The organism is Enterobacter sp. SES19 (genome assembly GCF_011765665.1).
In the GTDB taxonomy this organism is placed as follows: domain Bacteria; phylum Pseudomonadota; class Gammaproteobacteria; order Enterobacterales; family Enterobacteriaceae; genus Enterobacter; species Enterobacter pseudoroggenkampii.
Genome location: NZ_CP050320.1, coordinates 1,986,255 through 2,010,479 on the forward strand (window position 1 = coordinate 1,986,255; position 24,225 = coordinate 2,010,479).

The window sequence follows — 24,225 nt, forward strand, 5'->3', positions numbered from 1 at the left end:
ATAAAAAGGCAAATAACAATGACACTCTCCTCTGTATTGCGTACCAAAGATAAAATAGGTTATGGCTTAGGTGATATGGCCAGCGCGCTGGTCTGGCAAACGGCAACGTTATTTCTCGCCTATTTCTATACGGACGTTTTTGGGCTGCCCGCCGCGATTATGGGCACCATGTTTTTAGTGGTGCGCGTGGTCGATGCGTTTGTCGACCCGTGCATTGGCGCCCTGGTGGATCGCACCCAGACGCGTCACGGTCGTTTCCGTCCCTGGTTGCTGTGGTTCGCCATTCCGTTTGGCGTAAGCTGCCTTATCACTTTCTATGTACCGGACGTGGGACCGACGGCGAAAATCGTTTATGCCTGCCTGACCTACGCGATCTTAAGCCTGATTTATTCCGCCATTAACGTGCCTTACTGCGCCATGCCTGGCGCGCTGACGTTAGACCCGCGCGAGCGTCACTCCCTGCAGTCGTGGCGCTTTGGCCTGTCGTTTATCGGCGGGTTGATTGTGACGGTCATCGCCCTGCCGCTGGTTTCACTGTTAGGCCAGGGCAACGTGCAGAAAGGCTATTTCTATGCCATGAGCCTGATGGGGCTGCTGGGCATTGTGCTCTTTTTCTGCTGTTTCCTGATGACCCGCGAGCGCTATTCGCCGCGCAATGATACCTCCGGCTCCATGCTGACCGATTTAAAACTGCTGGCCGGTAACAGCCAGTGGCGTATTGTGTTCCTGTTTAATATTTTGCTGTTAACGGCGGTGGTGACGCGCGGTTCCGCCACGATGTATTACGTGAACTACGTGCTGTTGCGTCCGGATCTGGTTTTTGCCTTTATTGTTTCCGGAATGGTCGCCTCCTTAAGCGGCGCTTTATTATCTGAACGGCTGCTGGGGAAATTTGATCGCGTACGCGCCTATCAGTGGACCATTATTTCCTTCGTCATTTTCGGCGCGCTGATTTTCTTCCTGCCGCCTTCACAGGTGTGGCTGATTTTTGGCCTCAACATCGTATTTAGCTTTGTGCAAAACCTGACCACGCCGCTGCAGTGGACCATGTTTTCCGATGTGGTCGACTACGAAGAGCACCGCAGCGGTCGTCGCCTGGACGGGCTGGTCTTCTCTACCGCGCTGTTTGCCATCAAATTCGGTCTGGCGCTGGGTGGAGCGGTGGTCGGCTGGGTGCTTGGCATGGTGGATTACGCCCCGGGACAGGCAACTCAGGCACCCCACGTACTCTCTACGATTAACGCGCTGTTCACCCTTATCCCGTGCGCGCTGTTCCTCTGCATGGTCGCGCTGCTTGCCATCTACAAGCTCAACAGCCGGCTGGTGGATTCCATCGCCCGGGAGCTGGCCAGCAAGCGTGAGGTAAGACCCGACGCGGGGCAGCTCAGCCCGGCAACCCCTTCCGCACTACAGGAGTAAAATATGACTTCTATCTATAAGGACGCGGGACGTCCCGTGCACGAGCGCGTCGCCGATTTACTGGCGCGTATGACCCCGGAAGAGAAATTCGCCCAGATGCATGCGTACTGGCTGATTCTCGATGAAAACGGCAACCACCGCGAGCGCAGCGATCTGAGCGATGAATTCGCCGGCGTGAGCGAGCAGGCCGCGCTGAGCGAACGGCTGAAGCTGGGCGTCGGGCAGATCACCCGTCCGCTGGGCACCCACATCGTTGATGCGAAAACCGGCGTGCGCGCCGCGAACCGCCTGCAGCGGATGATGATGGAAGAGACGCGCCTCGGCATCCCGGCGTTGTTTCATGAAGAGTGTCTGGTGGGGCTGCTGTGTAAAGACGCCACCCTGTTCCCGTCGTCGCTGAACTACGGCTCTACCTGGGATCCGGAACTGGTGCAGCGCGCGGCAGAGCAGATCGGTAAAGAGGCACGGTCCGTCGGCTGCCAGCAGGGGCTGGCCCCGGTGCTGGACGTGTCCCGCGACGTGCGCTGGGGGCGGACCGAAGAGACCTTCGGGGAAGATCCCTGGCTGGTGGGGGTGATGGCAACCGCCTACGTGAAAGGGTTGCAGGGCGATAGGCGTGATCTGCTGGCGACGCTCAAGCACTACGTGGGTCACTCGTTCAGCGAAGGGGCGCGCAACCATGCGCCGGTACATCTGGGCTTTAGCGAACTGAACGACACCTTCCTGCTGCCGTTTGAAATGGCGGTGAAGCTGGCCAATGCCGGGTCGGTGATGCCGGCCTACCACGATATCGACAATCAGCCGGGGCACAGCGACAGCTTTCTGCTGACCACCGTCCTGCGCGAACAGTGGGGATTCGACGGGATTATTGTGGCGGACTACGGCGGCGTCAGCCTGCTGCACCAGCATCACGGGATTTCCCACGATGCGGCCGAATCCGCCGCGCTGGCGTTCAACGCCGGGCTGGACGTTGAGCTGCCGAAAGACGACTGCGCGCGACATCTGGCGGACGCCGTTGAGCGCGGGCTAATTTCTATGACCAAAGTGGATGAGATCGTGGCGCGCGTACTGACGGAAAAATTCCGCCTGGGGCTGTTTGAAAAGCCGTACGCGGATGAAAACGGTATCGATCTGCAAAATGATTTGACCCGCCAGGCCGCGCGGGAGGTGGCGACAAAATCGGTCACGCTGCTGGAAAACAACGGCATTTTACCGCTAGGCGGCAAACCCCGCGTGGCGGTAGTGGGGCCGACGGCAGACGATCCGCTGGCGTTACTCAGCGGCTACAGCTTCCCGGTGCATCTGATCATCAGCGATATGGTGGAAGAGACCTTGCAGGTCATGACCCCGCGCGCGGCGCTGGAGCAGTATCTCGGGGAATCGAACGTCCGCTATGCCAAAGGGTGTCACATCATCGAAAAACGGATGGCGGGCGCGCCGGTCTTCCCTGGCGACAGCGGCAGCAAACCGATGCAGCAGTCGCCGGTCTCGCAAAGCACCGCATTGATCCCCGAGGCCGTGAACGCGGCGCAGGAGAGTGATGTGGTGGTCGCCTGCGTGGGCGATCTCGCCGGGCTGTTCCAGAGCGGCACCGTGGGGGAAGGTTCCGACACCGACTCCCTGAATCTGCCGGGCGTGCAGCAACAGCTGCTGGAGGCGCTTGTAGCGACAGGCAAGCCGGTGATTGTCGTGATGACCGGCGGGCGTCCGTACAACCTTCAGGGGCTGGAAGATAAGGTCGCGGCGCTAATAATGGCGTGGGCGCCGGGGCAGGAAGGGGGCTGGGCGATTGCGGACGTGCTGACGGGGCGGGCGGAGCCGCAGGGGCGTCTGGTGGTGAGCGTGCCGAAAAGCGCCGGGGCAATGCCGTATTACTACAATCACAAGCTCAAAAGCGGCGGCACGCCGTTTGCGTTCCACTTCGGTTCGCGTTACCCGTTTGGCTTCGGCCTCGGCTGGACGACGTTTAGCTGGGGGGCTGCCCGCGTAGCGGAAAGCAGCGCGGCGGTCGACGGCGAGGTGACGCTGAGTGTGGATATCACCAATACCGGGGAACGCAGCGGCAGCGAGGTGGTGCAGGTTTACGTCAGGGATAAGGTCGCCACCCAGGTTCGGCCGCTCCAGGAGCTGAAAGCCTTCCAGCGCGTCACGCTCTCGCCGGGCGAAACCGCCACGCTCAGCTTTACGCTACCGGTTGAGATGTTCAACTTTACCCGCCGGGACGGGAAACGCATCGTTGAGCCGGGCGAGTTTGAACTGCAGGTTGGCGCATCGTCGGCGGATATCCGCGAGAGGGTGACGGTCAGGGTAACCGGGGAAACCCGCGTGCTGCCTGCCGAGTGGCGGATGCTCAGTACCTGTAAGGTGACACGCGCGTAGTCAGGATAAAAAAAAGCCCATCGTGGGAGATGGGCAAAGACTACACACAGCAATTCGTTGTTTCACTCAGGGGATTTCCATGCTTATAAATCAAGGTGTTGATTTATAACCGTGAGCTAATAGTAGGCATTGTGATCTTTAGCGTCGATCAGATTCGTCTCAATAGTTAAAGAGGCGTAAAGATTTCTTGAGGTTAATCGCGGGTTTAATGCAGAAACGGCGGGTCTGACCAGTGTGCAACGAATAAATACTTTAGCAGCGTTAAAGTATTGTGAGGGGGAATGTAGGCCGGGTAAGCGTTAGCGCCACCCGGCAAAAAACTTAATGCGTGTTCTTCTCTTCCAGCTCTTCCAGTTCGCTCAGAATCACGTCCGGGTCTGTTCCCGGAGGCGGAATTTCATGCACCCAGGCGGAGAACAGGCGCCAGGTAACGGCGAGCAGAACCGGGCCAATAAACAGGCCAATCATGCCAAAGGCAATCAGACCGCCAATGACCCCGGAGAGGATCAGGATCAGCGGCAGGTCAGCACCCATGCGGATGAGGATCGGACGAATGACGTTATCCATGGTGCCGACCACGCAGCTCCAGACCAGCAGCACCGTTCCCCACGTGGTATCACCCGTCCAGTACAGCCAGATAATGCTAGGGACCAGCACCAGCAGCGGTCCCAGTTGCGCAAGACAGGTCATCAGCATAACAACGGTAAATACGGTGGCGTACGGTACGCCGGAAATCGCCAGACCGATACCGCCCAGCACCGCCTGCACCAGCGCGGTGACCACCACGCCCAGCGCAACCGCGCGCACGGCCTGCGCAGCCAGCAGTACCGCAGCATCACCGCGTTTGCCCGCCAGGCGGGTGGCAAAGTGACGAACGCCTAAAGCGACCTGCTCGCCGCGCCAGTAGAGCAGGGCGCTGAAGAGCAGCATCAGGGTACAGTGCATCATAAACCGGCCGATATGTGCCGCCTGACCAACAAACCAGGTGGTCGTGGTACCAATGTACGGGCGGACTTTTGCCATCAGCGCGCTGCCGCCCATCTCCAGCAGGCTATGCCAGCCGCTGTAGAGCTTGGCGCCCACCACCGGAATGCTGTTCAGCCAGGCCAGATCCGGCAGCGTCACGTCGCCGCTGCTAATGGCGCGAATAACCGGGCCACTGGAATCCACCAGGCTATTCACCAGCAGGGCAATCGGAATAATAAACAGCAGGAACAGCAGGAGCGTCATGACCAGCACGGCTAACCCGCGGCGGCCGAACAGCAGCTTCTGCAAACGCAGCAGCAGAGGCCACGTGGCCACGACCACGGTCGCGGCCCAGGCGAAGCCGAGAATAAAGGGTTGAACAATCCACAGACACGCAATAATCATGAGGGCCAGAAACAGCACCGACAGTAAAATTTGCGCAACATCCCTGGGCTGGCGAAGATTGACCATAAATGAAACTTTCCTTAAAAGAACGCCAGTACGACTGGCGGGAACGGAAAACCGCGTCTCTCTAATCATTGATGATCTCGGCGGTTTTTGACAGGCGGATTTTGCCTGTAATTCAGCAGAGATTATAAGAAAAAAATGTGATAAAACTTTTAAGATACACGCAAACGATTTCATACAACTCTAATTAGGGTCGACAGTCATGATCCCACAGATTTCTCAGGCACCTGGCGTCGTTCAGCTGGTGCTTAATTTTTTGCAAGCACTGGAGCAACAGGGTTTTACAGGTGATACCGCCACGAACTATGCCGACAGGCTGACGATGGCGACCGATAACAGTATTTACCAGCTTCTTCCCGATGCCGTGGTTTTCCCTCGTTCAACGGCCGACGTGGCGCTTATCGCCCGGCTGGCGACGCAGGAGCGCTTTGCTTCACTGGTCTTTACGCCGCGCGGCGGCGGCACCGGGACCAATGGTCAGGCGCTGAATCAGGGCATCATTGTTGATATGTCGCGCTATATGAACCGCATCATTGAGATCAACCCGGAAGAGGGGTGGGTGCGGGTCGAAGCGGGCGTTATCAAAGATCAGCTTAATCAGTATCTCAAGCCTTACGGCTACTTTTTCGCCCCGGAGCTTTCCACCAGTAACCGCGCGACCCTTGGCGGGATGATCAACACGGATGCCTCCGGTCAGGGCTCGCTGGTCTACGGTAAAACCTCCGATCACGTGCTGGGCGTGCGTGCCGTTCTGCTGGGCGGCGATATCCTCGATACCCAGCCGATGCCGGTCGAACTGGCGGAAACGCTGGGTAAAGATAACACCGCCAGCGGACGCATCTATCGTACCGTGCTGGAACGCTGCCGCGACAACCGCCAGCTTATCCTCGATAAGTTCCCCAAACTAAACCGCTTCCTAACCGGGTACGACCTGCGTCACGTCTTTAACGACGACCTGACCCAGTTTGATTTAACCCGCGTGCTGACCGGTTCCGAAGGGACGCTGGCTTTTATCACCGAGGCGCGGCTGGATATCACCCGCTTGCCGAAGGTGCGTCGTCTGGTGAACGTGAAATATGACTCCTTCGACTCTGCGCTGCGCAATGCGCCGTTTATGGTGGAAGCGAAAGCGCTGTCGGTGGAAACGGTCGACTCCAAAGTGCTTAATCTGGCCAGGGAAGACATTGTCTGGCACTCCGTCAGCGAGCTGATTACCGACGTGCCGGATAAAGAGATGCTCGGTCTCAATATCGTGGAGTTTGCCGGCGATGATGCGGAGCTGATTGAGCGCCAGGTCACCACGCTCTGCCAGCGTCTGGACGAGCTGATTGCGCAGGGTCAGGGCGGCGTGATCGGCTGGCAGCTTTGTAACGATCTGGCCGGGATTGAGCGTATCTATGGGATGCGTAAAAAAGCCGTGGGCCTGCTCGGCAATGCGAAAGGGGCGGCGAAGCCGATTCCCTTTGCCGAAGATACCTGCGTGCCGCCTGAACATTTGGCGGATTATATCGTCGAGTTTCGCGCCCTGCTGGACAGCCACGGCCTGAGCTATGGCATGTTCGGCCACGTCGATGCCGGGGTACTGCACGTGCGTCCTGCATTGGATATGTGCGACCCGCAGCAGGAGATCCTGATGAAGCAGATCTCCGACGACGTGGTGGCCTTAACCGCCAAATACGGCGGTCTGCTCTGGGGAGAGCACGGGAAAGGGTTCCGCGCGGAATACAGCCCGGCATTCTTCGGCGAACAGCTCTACGCGGAGCTGCGCAAGGTGAAAGCGGCTTTCGACCCGCATAACCGCCTCAACCCGGGTAAAATCTGCCCGCCTGAAGGCGTGGACGCGCCAATGCTGCAGGTGGATGCCGTCAAGCGCGGCACCTACGACAGGCAGATCCCGATTGCGGTGCGCTCCTCCTGGCGCGGCGCGATGGAGTGCAACGGCAACGGCCTGTGCTTCAACTTTGATGTGAAGAGCCCGATGTGCCCGTCGATGAAAATCACCAGCAACCGTATCCACTCGCCAAAAGGGCGGGCGACGCTGGTGCGCGAGTGGCTGCGTCTGCTGGCCGACCGCGGGGTGGATCCGCTGAGGCTGGAGCAGGAGCTGCCGGAAAAACGGGCTAGCCTGCGTTCGCTGATTGAGCGCACCCGCAACAGCTGGCATGCCAACAAGGGCGAGTATGATTTCTCCCATGAGGTGAAAGAGGCGATGTCCGGCTGTCTGGCCTGTAAAGCCTGCTCCACCCAGTGCCCGATTAAAATCGATGTGCCGGAATTCCGCTCGCGCTTCCTGCAGCTGTATCACACCCGCTACCTCCGCCCGGTGCGCGACCATCTGGTGGCGACGGTGGAAAGCTACGCGCCGCTGATGGCGCGCGCGCCGAAGACCTTCAACTTCTTTATCAACCAGCCGCTGGTGCGCAAGCTCTCAGAAAAACATATCGGCATGGTCGATCTGCCGCTGCTGTCGGTGCCGTCTCTGCAGCGCCAGCTCGTCGGGCATCGCTCGGCGAACATGACCCTGGAGCAACTGGAGGCACTCACGCCTGAGCAAAAAACGAAGGTGGTGCTGGTGGTGCAGGATCCGTTCACCAGCTACTACGATGCGCAGGTTGTGGCCGATTTCGTCCGTCTGGCGGAGAAAGTGGGTTACCAGCCGGTTGTGCTGCCGTTCTCCCCGAATGGCAAGGCGCAGCACATTAAAGGTTTCCTGAATCGCTTTGCGAAGACCGCGCAGAAAACGTCTGACTTCCTGAATCGCGTGGCGCAACTCGGGATACCGATGGTCGGCGTCGATCCGGCGCTGGTGCTGTGCTATCGCGATGAATACAAGCAGACCCTGGGCGATAAGCGCGGCGACTTCAACGTGATGCTGGTGCACGAGTGGCTGCCGATGGCGCTGGAAGATAAGGCTGTTCAGGATGTCAGTGGTGAACCGTGGTATCTGTTCGGTCACTGTACGGAAGTGACCGCGCTGCCGGGTGCCCCCGCGCAGTGGGCGTCTGTCTTTGCCCGCTTCGGTGCGAAGCTGGAGAGCGTCAGCGTCGGCTGCTGCGGGATGGCCGGTACCTACGGACACGAAGTGAAAAACCACGCCAACTCGCTCGGCATCTATGAGCTATCCTGGCATCAGGCGATGCAGCGTTTGCCGCGAAACCGCTGTCTGGCGACGGGTTACTCCTGCCGCAGCCAGGTAAAACGGGTAGAAGGCAACGGTGTACGTCACCCATTGCAGGCTTTACTGGAGATAATTGGATGATCTGGAAACGTGCCGTGACGCTGCAGGCGCTGAACGCCATGGGCGAGGGGAATATGGTGGGGCTGCTGGATATCCAGTTTATCCGCATTGGCGACGATGAGATTGAGGCCACCATGCCCGTCGATAGCCGCACCCACCAGCCGTTTGGTTTATTGCACGGCGGAGCGTCCGTCGTGCTGGCCGAAACGCTGGGCTCGGTGGCGGGGTATCTCTGCACCGAAGGGGAGCAGAAGGTTGTCGGACTTGAGGTGAATGCTAACCACATTCGCTCGGTGCGCAGCGGACGCGTGCGCGGTGTTTGCCGCGCGCTGCACGCCGGAAGCCGCCATCAGGTGTGGCAAATAGATATCCTCGATGAGCAGGATCGCCTGTGCTGCTCGTCGCGGCTGACCACGGCGGTTGTGTAAAGTTTTCAGATGTCTTGCCTTTGGTCAAAAACTAGCCAGTACGTTGTGGTATACTGGTCAGGTTTTGTACATAAGCGAGGACATCATGGATACTGAAATAACCCCAACACAGCTGGCAATTGAATATTTACGTCGCGATAAGAGCAACCTGTCTCCGGCGCAGTACCTGAAAAAGCTGAAACAGCTTGAGCTGGAATTTACAGATTTGCTGGCGCTCTCTTCAAATGAGCTGAAAGAAGAGATCTACTTTGCCTGGCGGTTGGGCGTTCACGTCCATTGAGTACATGAGAATCAAAGGGCCGCGAATGCGGCCTTTTTTGTGTCTGACATTCAGTATCGGGCGGGGAGTTTATTGATTTTGATGAGCCTGCCTTCTTCCATTTCGATGAATCCGCCGGTTTTTAAATCCGCCAGAATGCGCATCACGCCGCTGCGGGAGAGCTGGGTTTTCTCTCTGATATACCTTTCCGCCGTCACGCTGAGCCGATAACTCTCATCTTCCTCCATCAGCTTGACCAGCTGCTGGCGAATCATCTCATACGCCGTCGGCGCGCCCTGCGGCATCACGTTGTTATAAAGACGGCTATACACAAAGATGAGCTGCTTAGAAAGCAGTCCCCATAGCGCCTTCTCTTTGATAATTTCATTCACCCGCTCGGTGGTGAGCGTCCCTATCAGACAAGGGCTGACGGTCTTAATATAATCATTGAAATAGATGTCGGTCAGGTTGGCGAGGCCGAACACGGCCGGACTGCGAGCCGTAGACAGCATCATGTCATCGCTTCTTCTGTAGATGGCGATGGTTCCTTCGAGAATTAAATAGCACATGCCCTGACCGTTAATTTGCAGGTCCAGTCGCTCGCCGCGGGCGCTATGTCGTGTTGTGCAATCAGGCAACAGGTGTGAAATAAGCTCTTGCGCGTAGGGAGAACCCCGTTGAGACTTTTCTGGAAGGGACATGGCAGCCGACAACCTTAAAAATAACCTGGCTAATTATAGCGCTTCTCCCGGGTACAGGCACGCTGGCTATCAATATTTTCGCGGCAGATGATGAATGTCAAGCAGCACCCCACGTTCCATGGTGATGTACTTCCCGGTCCGCAGTTCTGCCAGAATACGCATAATTCCGCTACGTGAAAGATAGGTCCTGCTTTTGATGTACGCGGCGGCCGTCGTATTTTTCCGTATGGCATCGGGCTCCTGCATGAGTTCAACAAGCTGGAAGCGAATGATGTCGTAGGCAGACATTTGCGATATTTGCGCGCAGTGCTCATACACCCGTGAGGCCGTATAAATCAGCAGCTTTGAAAAGTGCTCCCATAAATCCTGCTGCGCAACAATCTGATTAAACGTCTCCAGCGACACGCGGGCGATTTCTGCCGTCTCCAGGGCCCTGACATAGAGATGCTCCGAAGAAAATTGACTGCTGACGCCAAGAATAAAAGGCGCTGATTCAGAGTTTAAAACAATGCCGTCGCCGCGACGATGAAGCGCCACGCTTCCCTGGAGAAGTAAAAAACACTGGCGCACATCATCTTTATAATAATGTACGGTTTCTCCCCGACAGATGACCATTCTGTCCGCAGCAGGTAGCACTGATTTAATCAGGGTATCTATATGGATAAACGGTTTTAAACCCAGAACGGTTGATTCGTGGTTATTCAATGGCGTGGTTAAACGCGTATTCATAAGATACCTCACAGCGACTACGGGTCTGATCGTTTTTTGATCTGCCTGGAGAATTATCTTAAAAATGAAGGAGTCAGGGAATATTTCGGCAAGGTCCAAAAGTAGACCGTTGAGCATCTGATATCTAACCCCTTGAATGAAAACATAAAGACGATCAAGTCTACTAATAGACCAGGAAATAAGACGTAAGCGTATCCTGAAAGAATTGTTGAAATTACGTTAAATCAGAGTCTACAGCTAGATCATCAAAAAGTTGTATTCACCAAAATGATTATATAAATTTTAATCAGCCAGTCAGAAAAACCTTATAGCGTTAATTAAAAAGAAGATGAATCCACTGTGATTTATTTATCAACTTTCTGCTGCGTACGTTTTAATAATAAATAAAGTTATCCCGTAAACAGGAAAATGAAGATTATGAAAAAGAACATTATTTTAGCGATGGTTGCGACAGGTTCTGCCTTGATGATGAGCAATGCACTCGCTGCTGCAGGAACCGTTAATTTTAACGGTAACATCCTGGATTCTGCCTGCGATGTCGCGGTTGCTTCTCAAAATCAGGTGGTGGTATTAGGCGATTACAATAAAACAGAATTTCCAGCAACAGGATCCCGCACTGCGGCAACGAAATTCGATATCGTCCTGAAGAACTGCCCGGTTACGGTCAACAGTGCCAAAGTCCGTTTTGACGGTACGCCCGATCTGACTAACGCCGATCTGCTTGCTATTGATACCTCCGTCGCCGGAGCGGCAACGGGTGTTGCTATTAATTTGATGACCGCTGATAAAGCGGATCTGCCGTTGCACGGCAGTAACAGCTATAGCTATGTGCTAAGCAGCACCGCCGATAATACGCTGAATTTCTACGCGCAGTATATTTCAACGGCTGCATCGGTGACGGCCGGTCCTGCAAACTCCGTGGCAAATTTCTCCGTTGTTTATAACTAGTCATTAAGCAGAACACGAGTTGGTTCCATGACGTTCTGCGTGGGGGCAGTCTCTGCCCCCGTGTTTCAAGAGGTGTAACATGCATTTTATTAGCAAGGCCCTGCTCATATCGGCCGCCCTGACAGCATCGTTTTCGAACGCTTATGCCGGGGTCATTATTGGCGGTACCCGCGTTATTTTTGATGGTGGGAAAAAAGAGGCATCAATCAGTATCAATAATGCTGATAGCGTGCCTTATTTAATCCAGTCCTGGGTTGACATGCCAGAGGGTAATGCTAATAAAGCACCTTTTATTGTAACGCCGCCTTTATATCGACTGGATGGCGGGCAGCAAAACATTGAACGTATTTTACTCTCGGGTTCACTACCCCAGGATAAAGAAAGTCTTTTCTGGCTGAATATTAAAGCCATACCGTCTGCCTCAAAACAGGAAAACTCACTGCAAATTGCTGTCAAAACGCGCATCAAGCTTATTTATCGCCCGTCAGGTCTGAAGGGAACAACGCCGGAAGAACAAGCGAATAAATTAACCTGGTCGCGTAGCGGGAATAAGCTCATGGTCACCAATCCAACGCAATATGTCATCAACTTTAATGAAATAAGCGTCGGTGATAAAAAACTGGATGAGGTCTCCTGGGTGGCACCGGGTGCAACGGCGGTATTTAGCTTACCCGCAGGTGCCAATGGTAACCACATTTCATTCAAAGTCATTAATGATTACGGCAGCCCCGGAAGAATGTATCAGGCCAGCTTTTAATTCATCAAAAGCGGCGATCCTCATAGCAGGTCAGGTTAATGATGATGGCAACGAAAACTAAAAAAATGCAGCCTGCGCGTCTGGCGATCTGTATCGCCTTTGCGCTGGTAAATGCAATGCAGACTGTTTATGCCCGTGATTCGTTCAACGCCGAGTTGGTTGAACTGGACAATCCGGGCACGGGTAAAGCTGATTTATCTGCTTTTGAATCAGGTTCGCAGGCACCAGGGAAATACCACGTTGACATCATCCTTGACGACCAACTCATCGAGACCAGCGATATTGATTTTACCGCAGTAAAAAGTGGGGAAGAGGGCGATAGCCTTAAGCCTTGTCTGAGTATTGAACAGCTCAACAGATGGGGCGTCAAAACCGCGCTTTTTCCCGACTTAGCCAGTAAGGACGCGTCCTGTGTCAACCTTCAGGCTATTCCTCACGCCAGCACGGATTTTCAGTTTGCCGCGCAGCGACTGATCGTCAGCATTCCTCAGGCCGCCATTGATATGCCGGCACGCGGGTATGTCTCGCCAGCGCTATGGGATGAAGGGATCGCCGCCGCCATGTTGAATTACAGCCTGAGCGGCGCAAACAGCCGGGCAAAACAAAACGGCAGTAAAAACAGCAACAGTCAATATGCCAACCTGCGCCCGGGTCTCAACGTTGGACCGTGGCGACTGCGAAATTACACCACCTGGTCGCGGGATGAAACCGGTCAGGACAAATGGGATACCGTCTACACCTATGCGCAGCGGGCCATTATTCCGCTCAAAGCGCAGCTCACCCTGGGGGATAGCTCCGCGCCAGCCGACGTGTTCGACAGTATGCCGTTTCGCGGCGGACAGCTGGCTTCGGATGATGACATGCTCCCGGATTCGCTGAAAGGCTATGCACCCGTGGTGCGGGGGATCGCGCGCACCAATGCCCAGGTGGTGGTGCGGCAGAACGGCTATCAGATTTATCAGACCTACGTGGCGCCAGGCGCTTTTGAGATTACCGATATGTACCCCACGGGCGGCGCAGGGGATCTGGACGTCACCGTTAAAGAGGCTGATGGCAGTGAGCAACATTTCACTCTCCCGTACGCGTCATTACCGGTTTTACAGCGCGAAGGACGGCTCAAGTATTCAGTAACCGGAGGACAATACCGTTCTTATAACGGCAGCGTCGATAAGACACCTTTCGGGCAAATCACCGGGATCTATGGTCTGCCGTATGGGCTAACGCTGTATGGCGGGCTGCAGGAGTCGAGCAAATATCAGTCGATCGCCACCGGGCTTGGAAAAAACATGGGTGATTTCGGCGCGATTTCTGCGGACATGTCCCAGGCCTGGTCCACCCCGCAGGGCGGTGAGAAATCCAATGGCCAGTCCTGGCGTGCACGATACAGCAAAAACATTGTGGGGACCGGAACCCATTTCTCGATTGCGGGTTACCGCTACTCGACCAGTGGTTACTACGGTATGCAGGAGATCCTTGATTCGTACGGTGACAGCTCCGCGCTTCAGGACCGACGCCGAAACCGCGCCGAGCTGACGATGAGCCAGACGCTGGGCGGTAATCTTGGCTCGCTGACGCTGAGCGCGGCCCGTGAAGACTACTGGAATTCGGGTAAAACAATGGCGTCATACAGCCTGGGCTACAACAACTACTGGCACAACATCAGTTACGGACTCACCTGGACCTACAGTAAAAACGGCAGTGCGGGTTCATATGATAACAATAAACGGTACGACAAAGATCAGCTGCTGGCCTTTAACGTCAGTATCCCGCTGGAGACGTTTTTGCCGCAGACCTGGGCTAACTATGGCGTAAGCGCCAGCAAGAATAATGGCACCACCCACAACATCGGCCTGAACGGCGTAGCGCTGGAAAACCACGCCCTGAACTGGAACGTGCAGCAAGGCTTTGGATCGGACGGCGTCGGCTACACGGGCAATCTGAACGGTGATTATAAGGGAACCTACGGCGAAGCGACGGCGGGCTACAGCTACGATAAAAACAGCGAGCGCCTTAATTACGGCCTGCAAGGGGGCATTCTTGCTCACAGAGAGGGGATCACGCTTTCGCAACCCCTGGGCGAGACCAATGTTCTGATTAGCGCGCCGGGCGCACACGGCGTCGATATCCGCAATCAGGCGGGCGTTAAAACGGATTACCGCGGATATACGGTGGTCAGCAATCTCTCCGTATACCGTAAAAATGACATCACCCTTGCCCCGGAAAGTCTGCCGGATGATGTTGAGCTGGATATTAATACCCGGACGGTGACGCCGACGCGTGGAGCGATCGTTTTGGCCGACTATAAGGCGAAGGTGGGGCGGCGGGTGTTATTTAATTTACTGCATAACGGCCAGTTTGTTCCCTTTGGCGCGATGGCAAGCCTTAAGGGCGCCGACGGCAGCAGCGTTATTGTTGGCGATAAAGGCCAGGCTTATCTCACCGGCCTGGATACTCAGGGAACCGTCTTCGTCACGTGGGGAGCGGAAAGCGAACGGCAATGCCGCGCACCTTACGTGCTTTCCCCGCAGCCGTCGGCGGGGGGAATTACCGAAATTAACGTCAATTGTCTTTAGGGTTTTTTAACATGCGCTTAATTAACATCATATTCCTGCTGTGTATCGCAGCAGGCTGGAACAGTGCTCATGCAGGAACCTGCACGACGATTACGCCGCAGGAATCAACTTTGTCCATCGGCACCATTACGGTTCAACGTGACGTGGCAGTTGGAACCGTATTATTTTCGCGAAACGCGACAATAACCGGTTCCTATTTAACGGGGTGTGCCAATCCATTAATGCTGGGTTTTAGCATGCGGTATTTGAATGCGACACCGAGTGCTTACGGTAATCATGTTTATGACACGAATGTAAACGGTATAGGCGTGCGTTTTTCGTCGGGTAATTATTTTGAAAACCCGGCCAATACCTTTTCCTATAATGCGCAGGCAAGTTATGTCGAATGGTGGGGCGGTAAAATAGAACTTATCGTTACCGGACCGGTCTCGTCGGGGTCGCTGACGCCGGGCGTGCTGGGGGTAGTGATGCTGCAGGGCAGTGACGGCGTTTACCGTGATGGCCTGACGACCACCCTGCTGGGCGGAACCATTAATGTACTGGCCTGCAATATTACAACACCGCAACTGACATTTCCGATAGGCGATATTTCTGCCGCGCTTTTTGGCTCAACGATAGGCACCACACCGGCTGGCGCTCAAAATACGCAAAATCTCGGGCTTAACTGCGATGCGGGGGCTAACGTCAACGTATCACTCAGCGGCATTCAGAATCCTGACGTTGCAACACCCAGCGTGCTCGCGCTTACGGGGCAGGGTAATACCGGTACGGCGAAAGGGGTTGGCGTTCAGTTGCTCTATAACGGTACACCGCTCACTCTCAATGCGCGTTTGCCGCTGAAGCTTGCGGCAGGGGGGCAGGAAGCGTTCCCATTAACGGCGCGTTATTACCAGACGCAAACGACGGTAGAACCCGGTACCGCAAATGCGTCAGCAACCTTAAATTTGACCTACCAGTAAAGGGGATGACGATGCATATAATGCGCACGGCAGCGTTCATCGCGGCAGTAATAAGCGGCAATGTTATTGCAGCGGATAGCGTTAACGTCAGCGTCGCTGGCAATATTATTGCCTCTCCCTGCGTATTCAATGGGGGCAATACCAGTCTGGATATTAACCTCGGCAATATTCAGGCATCCAATATGGCCACGCCGGGGTCGACATCCGATCCTGTGTTTTTTAGCCTGCCGTTTACCCAGTGTCCGGCAGGCACGCGCAGCGTTACGGTCTCCTTTACCGGCAACCCCGATCCCGTCTTGGGGGCGAGTTACTACATGAACAGCGGTTCGGCCACGAACGTCGCGATTGCGATGAGCGAGGCCGCAACCGGTGCGTTAAAGGGCACAGGGACAAGCATTACGCAGACTATTGCGTCAGACAGAACCGCGACGATGGTCATGCAGGCATCAGTCAAATCTGTCACCGGCGGTGCGACGCCGGGGAGCATCAGTGCCGTCGTGGTCATGACGATGCAATACAACTGATCGGCACGCGCGTTGGTTGTCCTTATTGATATGCAGATGTTGGTAATTGATATGTTGAATATCCTGATTAAAGAACCGGATTCTTTTTTTAAAAATGGCCTGCAATATTTTCTTGTGGATTTTTTCCTGCATAATTTCAGGCATCACATTCATTTTGACACTGAGCTTACTTATGACAGCGTCAGTGCCGCGGATATTATTATTCTCGCTCTATGCCCCGGGGAAACGCTGACCTGTGTTCCTGAATTGAAAGCGCGAAAAAAAGGGATTGTGATTGGGCTGGTGGACGATGAGCGGCGTTTTTCCGCTTTTACATCCTGTTTTCAGGATATCATTTTTATCTCCCGCCGCGCCCCGCTTGGTCAGGTTAGCGAGATGCTTTTTATTGCATGGTACCGGACGCAACTGCCGGGATATCGCTGGCAGCATAACGGCTGTTTCGAGTGCCAGCATAAAATACTTTCGCCGCAGCAGATCCGCGTCACGGTGAATTTTTACAGAGGATTCTCGGTAGGGCAGATTGCTGATGTACTCAGGACGAGTGATAAAACGATATTTACGCATAAGTATTTGCTGATGCAAAAATTCGATCTGCGCAGTGATTATGAGCTTATGGCGCTCATTCACAGGATGGTCGAAAAAAATGCCTACCCGAACAAATTGCGTGACCATCTGATCGGTTTCGACGGATGAGCGGAAGAGACGGTGGGACTGTAGTCGTTTAGTTGCCGGGTGGCAGTGACGCCACCCGACATTTCTTTAGACATTCACCGCGTTAATCAGCCGCGACTTCATGGACTGATACGCCGACGCGGCATAGTCCTCCGCCCAGCGCTGGTCCTCAATCGCCTCCAGCTGTACCGCGCAGTACTTCGTTTCCGGCGTTTTGGAGATGGGATCGAGATTATCCTGGGTCAGCTCGTTGCAGGCGCCAATCCACCACTGATAGGTCATATAAACCGCGCCCTTGTTGATACGCTCGCTGATGCTGGCGCGGGTAATCACTTTACCGCGACGTGAACGTACCCAGACCAGTTGACCCTCCTTGATGCCCAGTTTTTCCGCATCGGCAGGGTGCATTTGCACCCGGCCCGGCTCGTCGGCCAGACTCTGCAGCGCAGCGCAGTTCCCGGTCATCGAGCGGCAGGAGTAGTGTCCCACCTCGCGTACCGTACACAGCACCAGCGGGAAATCTTCATCCGGGGTTTCCGCCGGCGCGCGCCACGGTGCGGCAAAGAGCTGTCCTTTACCGGTTGGGGTATCGAACTGATTGTCTTTGTACAGGTAAGGCGTGCCCGGATGATCCAGCGTCGGGCACGGCCACTGCACGTGGCCCATCTCGCCCATTTTTTCATACGTCACGCCGAAGAAGAGCGGGCACAGCTCGCGCATCTCATCCCAGATCTGCTGGTCGGAGTCATAATGCATCGGGTAGCCCATCTCGGTGGCGAGCAGGCTGATGATCTCCCAGTCGCGCTTCACGTTGCCGCTGGCTTCGATGGCTTTGCCGAAACGCTGGAACCCGCGATCGGCACAGGTAAAGACGCCACCGTGTTCACCCCAGGAAGTGGCAGGGAGCAGAACGTCCGCCACTTCTGCCGTTTTGGTCATAAAGATGTCCTGAACCACAACAAAGTCGAGCGCCTCAAAACCGCTGCGAACGAGACCGAGATCGGCCTCGGTCTGAAGCGGATCTTCCCCCATGATGTAGTAGGCCTTGACCTTACCTTCCAGCGCCAGATGAGGCACCTCGGTAATGCGCGTCCCGACGCGATCGTCCATTTTATTGACGTCAATCCCCCAGGCGTCGGCGAACTTCTGCCTGACCGCCGGATCGGTCACATCCTGATAGCCGGGGAACATATTCGGCAGCACGCCCATGTCGCAGGCACCCTGGACGTTATTTTGACCGCGTACCGGCCCGACGCCGACGGCAGGGCGACCGAGATTACCGGTCAGCAGCGCCAGGCTGGAAAGCCCTCTGACCACATCCACAGCCTGACCAAACTGGGTCACGCCCATACCCCACATCACGGTGGCGGAAGGGGCCGCCGCGAAGGTGCGCATCGCCTGGCGAACGTCGCGGGCGGGAATGCCGGTAAGATGCTCAACCTTCTCCGGCGCATAGTCTTTCACCGTCTGGCGGTAGGCCTCAAGCCCCTCCGTAAAGCGCGCCACGTAGCTTTTGTCGTATAACTCCTCTTCCAGCAGCACGTAGCCGAAGGCGTTCACCAGCGCCATGTTGCTGCCGTTTTTCAGCTGCAGATGCTGGTCGGCGATGCGTGCCGTTTCGATGCGCCGCGGATCGCAAACGATAATTTTCGCGCCGTTTTCACGCGCTTTCAGCACGCGCCGGGCGACGATAGGGTGGGAGTCCGCGCAGTTATAGCCAAACACCAGCAGACATTTTGAGTTTTCAATATCGTTGATGGAGTTGCTCATGGCGCCGTTGCCGAGCGTTTCCTGTAAACCGGCCACGGAAGGGCCATGACAGACGCGCGCGCAGCAGTCCACGTTGTTGGTGTTCAGCACCGCGCGGGCAAATTTTTGCATCACATAGTTTGTTTCATTGCCGGTTCCGCGGGAGGAGCCGGTGGTCATGATCGACCGGGGCCCGTGCTGCGCTTTAATGCTGGTGAGCCTGTGGGCGGTGTAGCGGATAGCCTCTTCCCAGGTAACGGGGGTGAAAGCCTCGCCTTTGTGGTAGCGGATCATCGGCTGAGTCAGGCGCGGGGTGAGCAGACGGGTATCGTTGAGGAAGTCCCAGCCGTAAAAGCCCTTCAGACACAGGGTGCCCTGGTTTGTGACGCCCTCTGCCGCTTCGGCACGGATAATACGGTTATTTTCAACGACAAGGTTTAATTTACAGCCTGCACCACAGTAGGGGCAGACGCTGGCGATCTTTTTCATCAATAACAGACCTGTTAAGAAATGAAGCAAAGTTGACTGGAAAACCCAGTCCCGTAAACGGTGTTAAGCAGGAACCGTGCCAGGTTGGCTTTGCTGGTTTTACAGGGTGTTAAGCGGGAAAGACGCGTGTCATCGTCAGGCCGATCGTCAGTTTTGACGATGACACGTTAGGGGCGTGGCGAGCAGGAACTTAGAGATCGTCCATCGTGTAACCCACCACGATTTCCAGCGTCTTACGAATCACATCCGCCTGAACCACGTCGTTTGTGGCTTCCAGCGTCTGAATGAGCCAGAGGATGATCGCTTTATTGGACAGATGACCTTCGGAGGCCAGAACACAGCGTACTGCAGTAGAAAAAACAGCGGACTCTTCAGCAAAACGATCGCCTGCGTGACGGAAATATTCCGACAGCGCACTGTCTAAAAAAGCAGAATGGTATTCGGGTTGAAGCTGAATATTTTGTCTCATTTGTTCTCACCGTAGCTGTTAAATTGCAGTCAATGTATTTTTTTGGGGTCGGACGGTTTTCCACTTCCAAATAACGGCACTACATTGTCTCGGTTATCGTTGAGAGGTCCCTCTCTGTTCGTTCGTCCTTGCGCGGTTCTGCGACGTGTAAAGGCGATGCTGTTTGAGCCGATATCGGCAATCACCACCGCAAGTGTCTCCCGCCGCCGGGGATCCTTTTCATGCTCTTTCATTACCCGCAGACGCTGCAGCAATCCTTCGGTTGTCACTGGCCCCCGCTCTTTCAGAAGAGAAAGAACGGCTTCACCGATAAGCGTGTCGATCAGTCGGTCTGCGTCACTGCTATTCATCACGTTACCGTTCGAAGAGCAGACCAAGCAGCATATGGTAATGCTCTTCCTCTTCCGGGCCATCGGCCTTTTCGAGGCGGCTGAGCAGTTTGGTACAGAGCGATTTGCGATTAAGGTTTCGCCCGTCGCTGAGAATTTCTACAACCACCTGGCCCAGCGTCTCCTGCTGGGTAGGGAGCGCGGCTTTTTCGAAGTACTGCGCGATTGCTGCTGCGGAATCTGTGGCGTAACCTTTCTGCTGCATGTTTCGCTCCTGTAAAATTTTGTAATCACTAACGTTACAATTAAGGTATACACAATTCCTAAATCTGTACATATAAAATGTACAGATTTTTAATGTTTTTATGATATATTTTATAAATCACTTTATTTTCATTGTGTTACTGAATTGTCATGAATCGGTAATGTGACAGGATATATTGTACAAAAAGGTCGGGCGCTGGTAAGTTATACAATCGAGAAGAACGGTCCCATCAACTGCCGTAAATGATTGAGATGTAAATTATTTGTCAGGCAATTAATGTGCTATAAGTGAAAATTACCCACGTCTACTGTGGCCAAAACCCTAACCCCAGGAAAAGCATGCTCACAACCATCATTTACCGCAGTCATATCTGCGAGGACGTTCCGGTGAAAGCGCTGGAATCAATGGTCGCTGCTGCAAATCGTAAAAATCGGCAATCCAATGTCACGGGGATCTTGCTGTTTAACGGCACACACTTTTTTCAATTGCTTGAAGGGCCGGTGGAGCAGGTTTCTGCTATCTATGAGCAGATCTGCAACGACCCGCGCCACCATAACGTGGTCGAGTTAATGCGCGATCACGGCCCTGTCCGGCGTTTTGGCAACGTGGGCATGGAGCTTTTTGACTTGCGCCACTTCGACAGGGACGAGGTGCTGCAGCAGGTGCTCAATAAGGGGACGACACGCTACCAGTTGACCTATAACGACCGCCCGCTGCAGTTTTTCCGCACCTTTGTTGAGGCCACGGAAAAAGCGAACTATTTTGAACTGCCGCCTGCGGATTCCTGGGAATTCGTTCGCGAAGAAACGCGCCTGTCCGCGCAGCCTGAGGTGGTTGCGAAAGGGGCGGATTGCAGCTTTGCGTTCCAGCCGATAGTCGATCCGTTTATGCAGCAGGTTGTCTCCTGGGAGGCGCTTCTGCGCACTCCTGACGGTGACTCGCCGGGGGCCTATTTCGCCAGCCGCCCGCGTGACGAAGTGTACACGTCTGATTTGCAAAGCAAGCAGGTGGCACTTTCTATGGCCAGCGCGCTGGGGCTACAGGACCAGACGTTATCCCTGAACCTGCTGCCCATGACGCTGGTAAACATTCCTAACGCCGTGGATTTCCTGCTCACCGCGATTGAAGCTAATGGGTTTGTGCCCGAGCAAATTGTGGTGGAGTTCACCGAGAGCGAAGCTATATCTCGTTTTGATGAATTCACGGATTCGGTCAGGCAGCTAAAAAGTGCGGGTATCAGCGTGACGATCGATCACTTTGGTGCCGGTTTTGCCGGGCTGCAGCTGCTGGCCCAGTTCCAGCCGGACAGAATTAAGATTAATCGCGATTTGGTCGCGAACGTGCATAAAAGTGGCCCTCGTCAGGCCATTATTCAGGCGATTATCAAATGCTGTTCCTCGCTTGAGATCCAGTTCTGCGCGGTGGGCGTAGAGAAGGCGGAAGAGTGGATGTGGCTGGAGTCCGCGGGGATTTCCCAGTTCCAGGGACATCTTTTTGCCAGCCCACGACACGGGGGTATTCCCGCGATTGCGTGGCCGGAGAAAAAGTTCGACTTCGGATAAAGCTGTACACAATCCGGCAGACTTAACTGTACGAACGGCAAATTTTATACAACAATGTATTAACAGGTGGATGGAAAAGAACCCCGTTCGCCCGTTCAAAATGCGGTCTTAGTTATACAAATGATGTGTACAATCTGATAAGGTTGGTGCAGTTAGGTATGGAAGTTCTGAGCGTGAGGGAGTTAATGGCCTATTACAGTATCGGCGAAGTGGCCGAACGATGCGGTATCAACCCCGTTACGCTGCGTGCCTGGCAGCGCCGTTATGGATTATTGAAGCCGCAGCGCAGCGAAGGGGGCCATCGTCAGTTTGACGATGAAGATATCCTGCGCATTGAAGAGATCAAACGCCTGATGAAAAGCGGCGTTTCGGTCGGAAAAGTTAAAGCCTTGCTGGAAAACAAGGAAGTGCTGACGCAGGGCAACTGGGTCTCGTTCCAGGAAGAGATGATGACCGTTCTGCGCTACGCCAGTCCTGCAAAGCTGCGGGCCAAAATAGGTGAATTCCGCCGCGATCACGCGATGGATGCGCTGATTGACAATATTATCTCTCCCGTCCGTCAGCGTATGAACCAGGATCAAAATACCGTGCGTCACATGGCGAGCCTGTTTGACGGCGTACTGATCGAATTTGCGATTGCAAGCCTGGCGGAGTCCCGCAAAAAAGCCGGCAAAGACGCGCTCCTGATTGGCTGGGAATGTGATGACCGCACCCACCTGTGGCTGGAAGCCGCGCGCCTGTCGCAAAAGGGCTGGCACATTGACGTGCTGGCAGAGCCCATTGACTCGCCGCGTCCTGAACTCTTCCCGGGGCAAAAAATCTTTGTCTGGACCGGGAAATCCCCAACGCCTCGCCAGCAGGAACAGCTTGACCACTGGCGTGAGCAGGGGTTTGCTGTCTCATTTCATCACTGAGTGTAAGAGGCCTTAAGGGCCTTTTTTTGTCTTTGTCACTTTCCTTGCAAAAAGCTATCTTAAGAATAGGCATTATTCCTGCGGATGAGATTTACCCGGTTAATTTTAAACGACATCTGCTTTTTTCTGGGGGCTTTGCTGTCGGCAACTTGTTCAATAGGGGACGGTGTCCCCTTATTAATACTCAGCGAGTATGGCGCTCATTCCATGCATCTGAAAATTGAATATTACCGTCAAGAATTCTCCAGGTGATTTTTTCATATTGAATGCTGACACTTTCTATGTGATTCATTTTATCGTTCCCCGCCAGCTTAATATTCGGAACGCTACAGTGGACGCCAGTTAATTTCACATTCTCCATAAGAACGGTGTAGTAGCAAACCTCCTGACCTGCATCATTGATGTGATAAAATCTTATTTCTGCGCTTTTCAACGTCTGCCCAGTTGCTGCAGCCTTGTAAAGATATGGCGTAGAGCTATCAACTTCTTTCTCGATCATCATGGATGAGTGCTGGCGGGTGCCGGTGATTTTGCCGTTTGCGCTGTCAACGGGTAAATTTATACCGTGGCTCAGACCGATAATTTCAATACTACCTTCACGATCTTGTACATCAACAGATCCTTTGATATCTGCACCGCCATCGTCTTTAAGCCACATATAGGGAGGTATAGGCATTTTATTGTCTCCTTAATTTTTGATTAACTTCATTGTTAAAATATAGAGAGGGGTAGCGATAATTAGCATTGTAAGCCAGTCAATAAGTGAATAGGCATCATACATTGATTCTGCATTTTCATTTCCGGCGATAATGATTGCTGTTGTTCTGGCTACATCATAGTTAATATATAACTCTGGGCCTGGTAGCATATGACCAAGAGCGAGTAATAAAATGAGAAAGTAAATAATTTTACTTGCCCTACGAGCAAGGTTTTTTAATGTAGCCACCCGCTACTACCTCCACCCAGCCTCGCGCCATGAGTGACCGCATGCATGGAACCTGAATAAGCGATGTATTCATTAGCGCGTTATGAATCATCATCCCCTGTAACGCCATATGCCACCTTACTTCCTTTGCAAGAGTGTGGTTAATGCTACAGTGATTAATAATGTGTTCCAGAGTGTGCGTATGATTTTCAGAAAAAGACTCGCATCAACAGGTTGTCTACTGCTGAGGAGCGCTTGCTGGCCGGGCACCTGAAGCCCTGGCCTTCTTTTAGTGCGCCAAATCGCATCTGTTAGACTGAGTTCACGACAATCAAAGAGGCTATCTCAAAAATAGGCATTTCCGATGCATATTTTACTTTTCTCCTCTCCGTCAAAAATGACACAACGAAATGCATTATTAATCAATGCATTGAACAATTAAATCCATCCTGCCTGCATCCTGCCACAGGGTCTATGCTTAATAAAAGTAGGCAAAAAGGGCG

Annotated in this window: 22 protein-coding genes, 1 other RNA gene and 1 pseudogene; 13 read left to right on the forward strand and 11 right to left on the reverse strand. The window is 54.2% G+C overall.

Annotated features, from left to right (window positions below; all coding sequences use genetic code 11):
- Window positions 1-18 precede the first annotated feature (18 nt).
- Window positions 19-1,419 (forward strand): MFS transporter, encoded by a 1,401-nt coding sequence (locus GXP72_RS09460; RefSeq protein WP_024909412.1) that lies wholly within the window; start codon window positions 19-21, stop codon window positions 1,417-1,419.
- Between the two features lie 3 nt (window positions 1,420-1,422).
- Window positions 1,423-3,798, forward strand: coding sequence for a glycoside hydrolase family 3 N-terminal domain-containing protein (locus GXP72_RS09465; RefSeq protein WP_090417286.1), 2,376 nt, complete (start codon window positions 1,423-1,425; stop codon window positions 3,796-3,798).
- A 5-nt stretch (window positions 3,799-3,803) separates the two neighbouring features.
- Here GXP72_RS09465 and rprA read toward each other — a convergent pair.
- Window positions 3,804-3,911: antisense sRNA RprA (gene rprA / locus GXP72_RS09470), an RNA gene on the reverse strand.
- A 208-nt stretch (window positions 3,912-4,119) separates the two neighbouring features.
- On the reverse strand, window positions 4,120-5,235 hold the full coding sequence (gene ydiK, locus GXP72_RS09475; protein WP_090417284.1) for an AI-2E family transporter YdiK: 1,116 nt from the start codon (window positions 5,233-5,235) through the stop codon (window positions 4,120-4,122).
- A 199-nt stretch (window positions 5,236-5,434) separates the two neighbouring features.
- On the opposite strand from ydiK, the gene GXP72_RS09480 reads away from it, so the two are divergent.
- The 3 genes from GXP72_RS09480 to GXP72_RS09490 all read left to right on the forward strand — a co-directional run bounded on the left by GXP72_RS09480 (window position 5,435) and on the right by GXP72_RS09490 (window position 9,178).
- Complete coding sequence (locus tag GXP72_RS09480) at window positions 5,435-8,491, forward strand: FAD-binding and (Fe-S)-binding domain-containing protein (RefSeq protein ID WP_090417282.1); 3,057 nt, start codon at window positions 5,435-5,437, stop codon at window positions 8,489-8,491.
- Window positions 8,488-8,898 (forward strand): 1,4-dihydroxy-2-naphthoyl-CoA hydrolase, encoded by a 411-nt coding sequence (gene menI / locus GXP72_RS09485; RefSeq protein WP_023311321.1) that lies wholly within the window; start codon window positions 8,488-8,490, stop codon window positions 8,896-8,898. The genes GXP72_RS09480 and menI overlap by 4 nt, the downstream gene beginning before the upstream one ends.
- 85 nt (window positions 8,899-8,983) lie before the next feature.
- Entirely contained in the window at window positions 8,984-9,178 is a 195-nt protein-coding gene (locus tag GXP72_RS09490; RefSeq protein WP_003857766.1) for a YdiH family protein, read from the forward strand.
- Window positions 9,179-9,228: 50 nt separating this feature from the next.
- On the opposite strand, the gene GXP72_RS09495 is transcribed toward GXP72_RS09490, so the two are convergent.
- Entirely contained in the window at window positions 9,229-9,858 is a 630-nt protein-coding gene (locus tag GXP72_RS09495) for a helix-turn-helix domain-containing protein (protein WP_090417278.1), read from the reverse strand.
- Between the two features lie 69 nt (window positions 9,859-9,927).
- Window positions 9,928-10,587: a winged helix-turn-helix transcriptional regulator gene (locus tag GXP72_RS09500; RefSeq protein WP_090417276.1), complete on the reverse strand. Its 660-nt coding sequence runs from the start codon at window positions 10,585-10,587 to the stop codon at window positions 9,928-9,930.
- A 417-nt stretch (window positions 10,588-11,004) separates the two neighbouring features.
- Between GXP72_RS09500 and GXP72_RS09505 the strand changes: the two genes are divergently transcribed.
- The 6 genes from GXP72_RS09505 (at window position 11,005) to GXP72_RS09530 (ending at window position 17,041) form a co-directional block, all read left to right on the forward strand.
- The gene (locus GXP72_RS09505) at window positions 11,005-11,535 is read left to right on the forward strand and encodes a fimbrial protein (RefSeq protein ID WP_024909406.1); all 531 of its coding nucleotides are present in this window, start codon (window positions 11,005-11,007) and stop codon (window positions 11,533-11,535) included.
- 79 nt (window positions 11,536-11,614) lie between these two features.
- On the forward strand, window positions 11,615-12,292 hold the full coding sequence (locus GXP72_RS09510) for a molecular chaperone (RefSeq protein WP_208763794.1): 678 nt from the start codon (window positions 11,615-11,617) through the stop codon (window positions 12,290-12,292).
- A gap of 44 nt (window positions 12,293-12,336) precedes the next feature.
- Window positions 12,337-14,865, forward strand: coding sequence for a fimbria/pilus outer membrane usher protein (locus tag GXP72_RS09515; protein ID WP_090418210.1), 2,529 nt, complete (start codon window positions 12,337-12,339; stop codon window positions 14,863-14,865).
- A gap of 11 nt (window positions 14,866-14,876) precedes the next feature.
- Window positions 14,877-15,824: a fimbrial protein gene (locus tag GXP72_RS09520; protein WP_048991562.1), complete on the forward strand. Its 948-nt coding sequence runs from the start codon at window positions 14,877-14,879 to the stop codon at window positions 15,822-15,824.
- Between the two features lie 11 nt (window positions 15,825-15,835).
- Window positions 15,836-16,348 (forward strand): fimbrial protein, encoded by a 513-nt coding sequence (locus GXP72_RS09525; protein WP_090417272.1) that lies wholly within the window; start codon window positions 15,836-15,838, stop codon window positions 16,346-16,348.
- Window positions 16,349-16,399: 51 nt separating this feature from the next.
- The gene (locus tag GXP72_RS09530; protein WP_024909401.1) at window positions 16,400-17,041 is read left to right on the forward strand and encodes a LuxR C-terminal-related transcriptional regulator; all 642 of its coding nucleotides are present in this window, start codon (window positions 16,400-16,402) and stop codon (window positions 17,039-17,041) included.
- A gap of 66 nt (window positions 17,042-17,107) precedes the next feature.
- Here GXP72_RS09530 and fdhF read toward each other — a convergent pair whose 3' ends face one another.
- The 4 genes from fdhF to ycgZ all read right to left on the reverse strand — a co-directional run bounded on the left by fdhF (window position 17,108) and on the right by ycgZ (window position 20,321).
- Window positions 17,108-19,258, reverse strand: a complete 2,151-nt coding sequence (gene fdhF, locus GXP72_RS09535) for a formate dehydrogenase subunit alpha (RefSeq protein ID WP_090417270.1) — start codon at window positions 19,256-19,258, stop codon at window positions 17,108-17,110.
- A gap of 190 nt (window positions 19,259-19,448) precedes the next feature.
- Window positions 19,449-19,727, reverse strand: coding sequence for a biofilm development regulator YmgB/AriR family protein (locus GXP72_RS09540; protein ID WP_023617825.1), 279 nt, complete (start codon window positions 19,725-19,727; stop codon window positions 19,449-19,451).
- Window positions 19,728-19,756: 29 nt separating this feature from the next.
- Window positions 19,757-20,077 (reverse strand): hypothetical protein, encoded by a 321-nt coding sequence (locus tag GXP72_RS09545; RefSeq protein ID WP_032650984.1) that lies wholly within the window; start codon window positions 20,075-20,077, stop codon window positions 19,757-19,759.
- 4 nt (window positions 20,078-20,081) lie between these two features.
- Window positions 20,082-20,321: a regulatory protein YcgZ gene (gene ycgZ / locus GXP72_RS09550; protein WP_024909397.1), complete on the reverse strand. Its 240-nt coding sequence runs from the start codon at window positions 20,319-20,321 to the stop codon at window positions 20,082-20,084.
- Window positions 20,322-20,659: 338 nt separating this feature from the next.
- Between ycgZ and GXP72_RS09555 the strand changes: the two genes are divergently transcribed.
- Window positions 20,660-21,883 carry a diguanylate phosphodiesterase gene (locus GXP72_RS09555; protein WP_032650987.1) on the forward strand — a complete coding sequence of 408 codons (1,224 nt, stop codon included), beginning with the start codon at window positions 20,660-20,662 and terminating at the stop codon, window positions 21,881-21,883.
- A gap of 185 nt (window positions 21,884-22,068) precedes the next feature.
- Window positions 22,069-22,797 carry a MerR family transcriptional regulator gene (locus tag GXP72_RS09560; protein WP_032650989.1) on the forward strand — a complete coding sequence of 243 codons (729 nt, stop codon included), beginning with the start codon at window positions 22,069-22,071 and terminating at the stop codon, window positions 22,795-22,797.
- A gap of 184 nt (window positions 22,798-22,981) precedes the next feature.
- Here GXP72_RS09560 and tssD read toward each other — a convergent pair whose 3' ends face one another.
- The 3 genes and pseudogenes from tssD to GXP72_RS22615 form a co-directional block, all read right to left on the reverse strand.
- Window positions 22,982-23,473, reverse strand: a complete 492-nt coding sequence (tssD, locus tag GXP72_RS09565) for a type VI secretion system tube protein TssD (RefSeq protein ID WP_048991558.1) — start codon at window positions 23,471-23,473, stop codon at window positions 22,982-22,984.
- A 12-nt stretch (window positions 23,474-23,485) separates the two neighbouring features.
- The gene (locus tag GXP72_RS09570) at window positions 23,486-23,743 is read right to left on the reverse strand and encodes a hypothetical protein (RefSeq protein WP_075201550.1); all 258 of its coding nucleotides are present in this window, start codon (window positions 23,741-23,743) and stop codon (window positions 23,486-23,488) included.
- Window positions 23,715-23,834 (reverse strand): annotated as a pseudogene (locus GXP72_RS22615) (DUF2778 domain-containing protein); the annotation flags it as partial. The gene GXP72_RS09570 and the pseudogene GXP72_RS22615, both read right to left, overlap by 29 nt.
- Between the last annotated feature and the right edge of the window lie 391 nt (window positions 23,835-24,225).

What these genes read in the sequence shown, in the direction of transcription:
- menI (WP_023311321.1), top strand. Translation starts at nt 8,488, where the DNA reads ATGATCTGGAAACGTGCCGTGACGCTGCAGGCGCTGAACGCCATGGGC.
- GXP72_RS09490 (WP_003857766.1), top strand. Translation starts at nt 8,984, where the DNA reads ATGGATACTGAAATAACCCCAACACAGCTGGCAATTGAATATTTACGT.
- GXP72_RS09460 (WP_024909412.1), top strand. Translation starts at nt 19, where the DNA reads ATGACACTCTCCTCTGTATTGCGTACCAAAGATAAAATAGGTTATGGC.
- GXP72_RS09525 (WP_090417272.1), top strand. Translation starts at nt 15,836, where the DNA reads ATGCATATAATGCGCACGGCAGCGTTCATCGCGGCAGTAATAAGCGGC.
- GXP72_RS09500 (WP_090417276.1), bottom strand. Translation starts at nt 10,587, where the DNA reads ATGAATACGCGTTTAACCACGCCATTGAATAACCACGAATCAACCGTT.
- GXP72_RS09555 (WP_032650987.1), top strand. Translation starts at nt 20,660, where the DNA reads ATGCTCACAACCATCATTTACCGCAGTCATATCTGCGAGGACGTTCCG.
- GXP72_RS09510 (WP_208763794.1), top strand. Translation starts at nt 11,615, where the DNA reads ATGCATTTTATTAGCAAGGCCCTGCTCATATCGGCCGCCCTGACAGCA.
- GXP72_RS09530 (WP_024909401.1), top strand. Translation starts at nt 16,400, where the DNA reads ATGTTGAATATCCTGATTAAAGAACCGGATTCTTTTTTTAAAAATGGC.
- GXP72_RS09540 (WP_023617825.1), bottom strand. Translation starts at nt 19,727, where the DNA reads ATGAGACAAAATATTCAGCTTCAACCCGAATACCATTCTGCTTTTTTA.
- GXP72_RS09520 (WP_048991562.1), top strand. Translation starts at nt 14,877, where the DNA reads ATGCGCTTAATTAACATCATATTCCTGCTGTGTATCGCAGCAGGCTGG.
- GXP72_RS09545 (WP_032650984.1), bottom strand. Translation starts at nt 20,077, where the DNA reads ATGAATAGCAGTGACGCAGACCGACTGATCGACACGCTTATCGGTGAA.
- ydiK (WP_090417284.1), bottom strand. Translation starts at nt 5,235, where the DNA reads ATGGTCAATCTTCGCCAGCCCAGGGATGTTGCGCAAATTTTACTGTCG.
- GXP72_RS09505 (WP_024909406.1), top strand. Translation starts at nt 11,005, where the DNA reads ATGAAAAAGAACATTATTTTAGCGATGGTTGCGACAGGTTCTGCCTTG.
- ycgZ (WP_024909397.1), bottom strand. Translation starts at nt 20,321, where the DNA reads ATGCAGCAGAAAGGTTACGCCACAGATTCCGCAGCAGCAATCGCGCAG.
- GXP72_RS09465 (WP_090417286.1), top strand. Translation starts at nt 1,423, where the DNA reads ATGACTTCTATCTATAAGGACGCGGGACGTCCCGTGCACGAGCGCGTC.
- GXP72_RS09515 (WP_090418210.1), top strand. Translation starts at nt 12,337, where the DNA reads ATGGCAACGAAAACTAAAAAAATGCAGCCTGCGCGTCTGGCGATCTGT.
- GXP72_RS09495 (WP_090417278.1), bottom strand. Translation starts at nt 9,858, where the DNA reads ATGTCCCTTCCAGAAAAGTCTCAACGGGGTTCTCCCTACGCGCAAGAG.
- tssD (WP_048991558.1), bottom strand. Translation starts at nt 23,473, where the DNA reads ATGCCTATACCTCCCTATATGTGGCTTAAAGACGATGGCGGTGCAGAT.
- fdhF (WP_090417270.1), bottom strand. Translation starts at nt 19,258, where the DNA reads ATGAAAAAGATCGCCAGCGTCTGCCCCTACTGTGGTGCAGGCTGTAAA.
- GXP72_RS09560 (WP_032650989.1), top strand. Translation starts at nt 22,069, where the DNA reads ATGGCCTATTACAGTATCGGCGAAGTGGCCGAACGATGCGGTATCAAC.
- GXP72_RS09480 (WP_090417282.1), top strand. Translation starts at nt 5,435, where the DNA reads ATGATCCCACAGATTTCTCAGGCACCTGGCGTCGTTCAGCTGGTGCTT.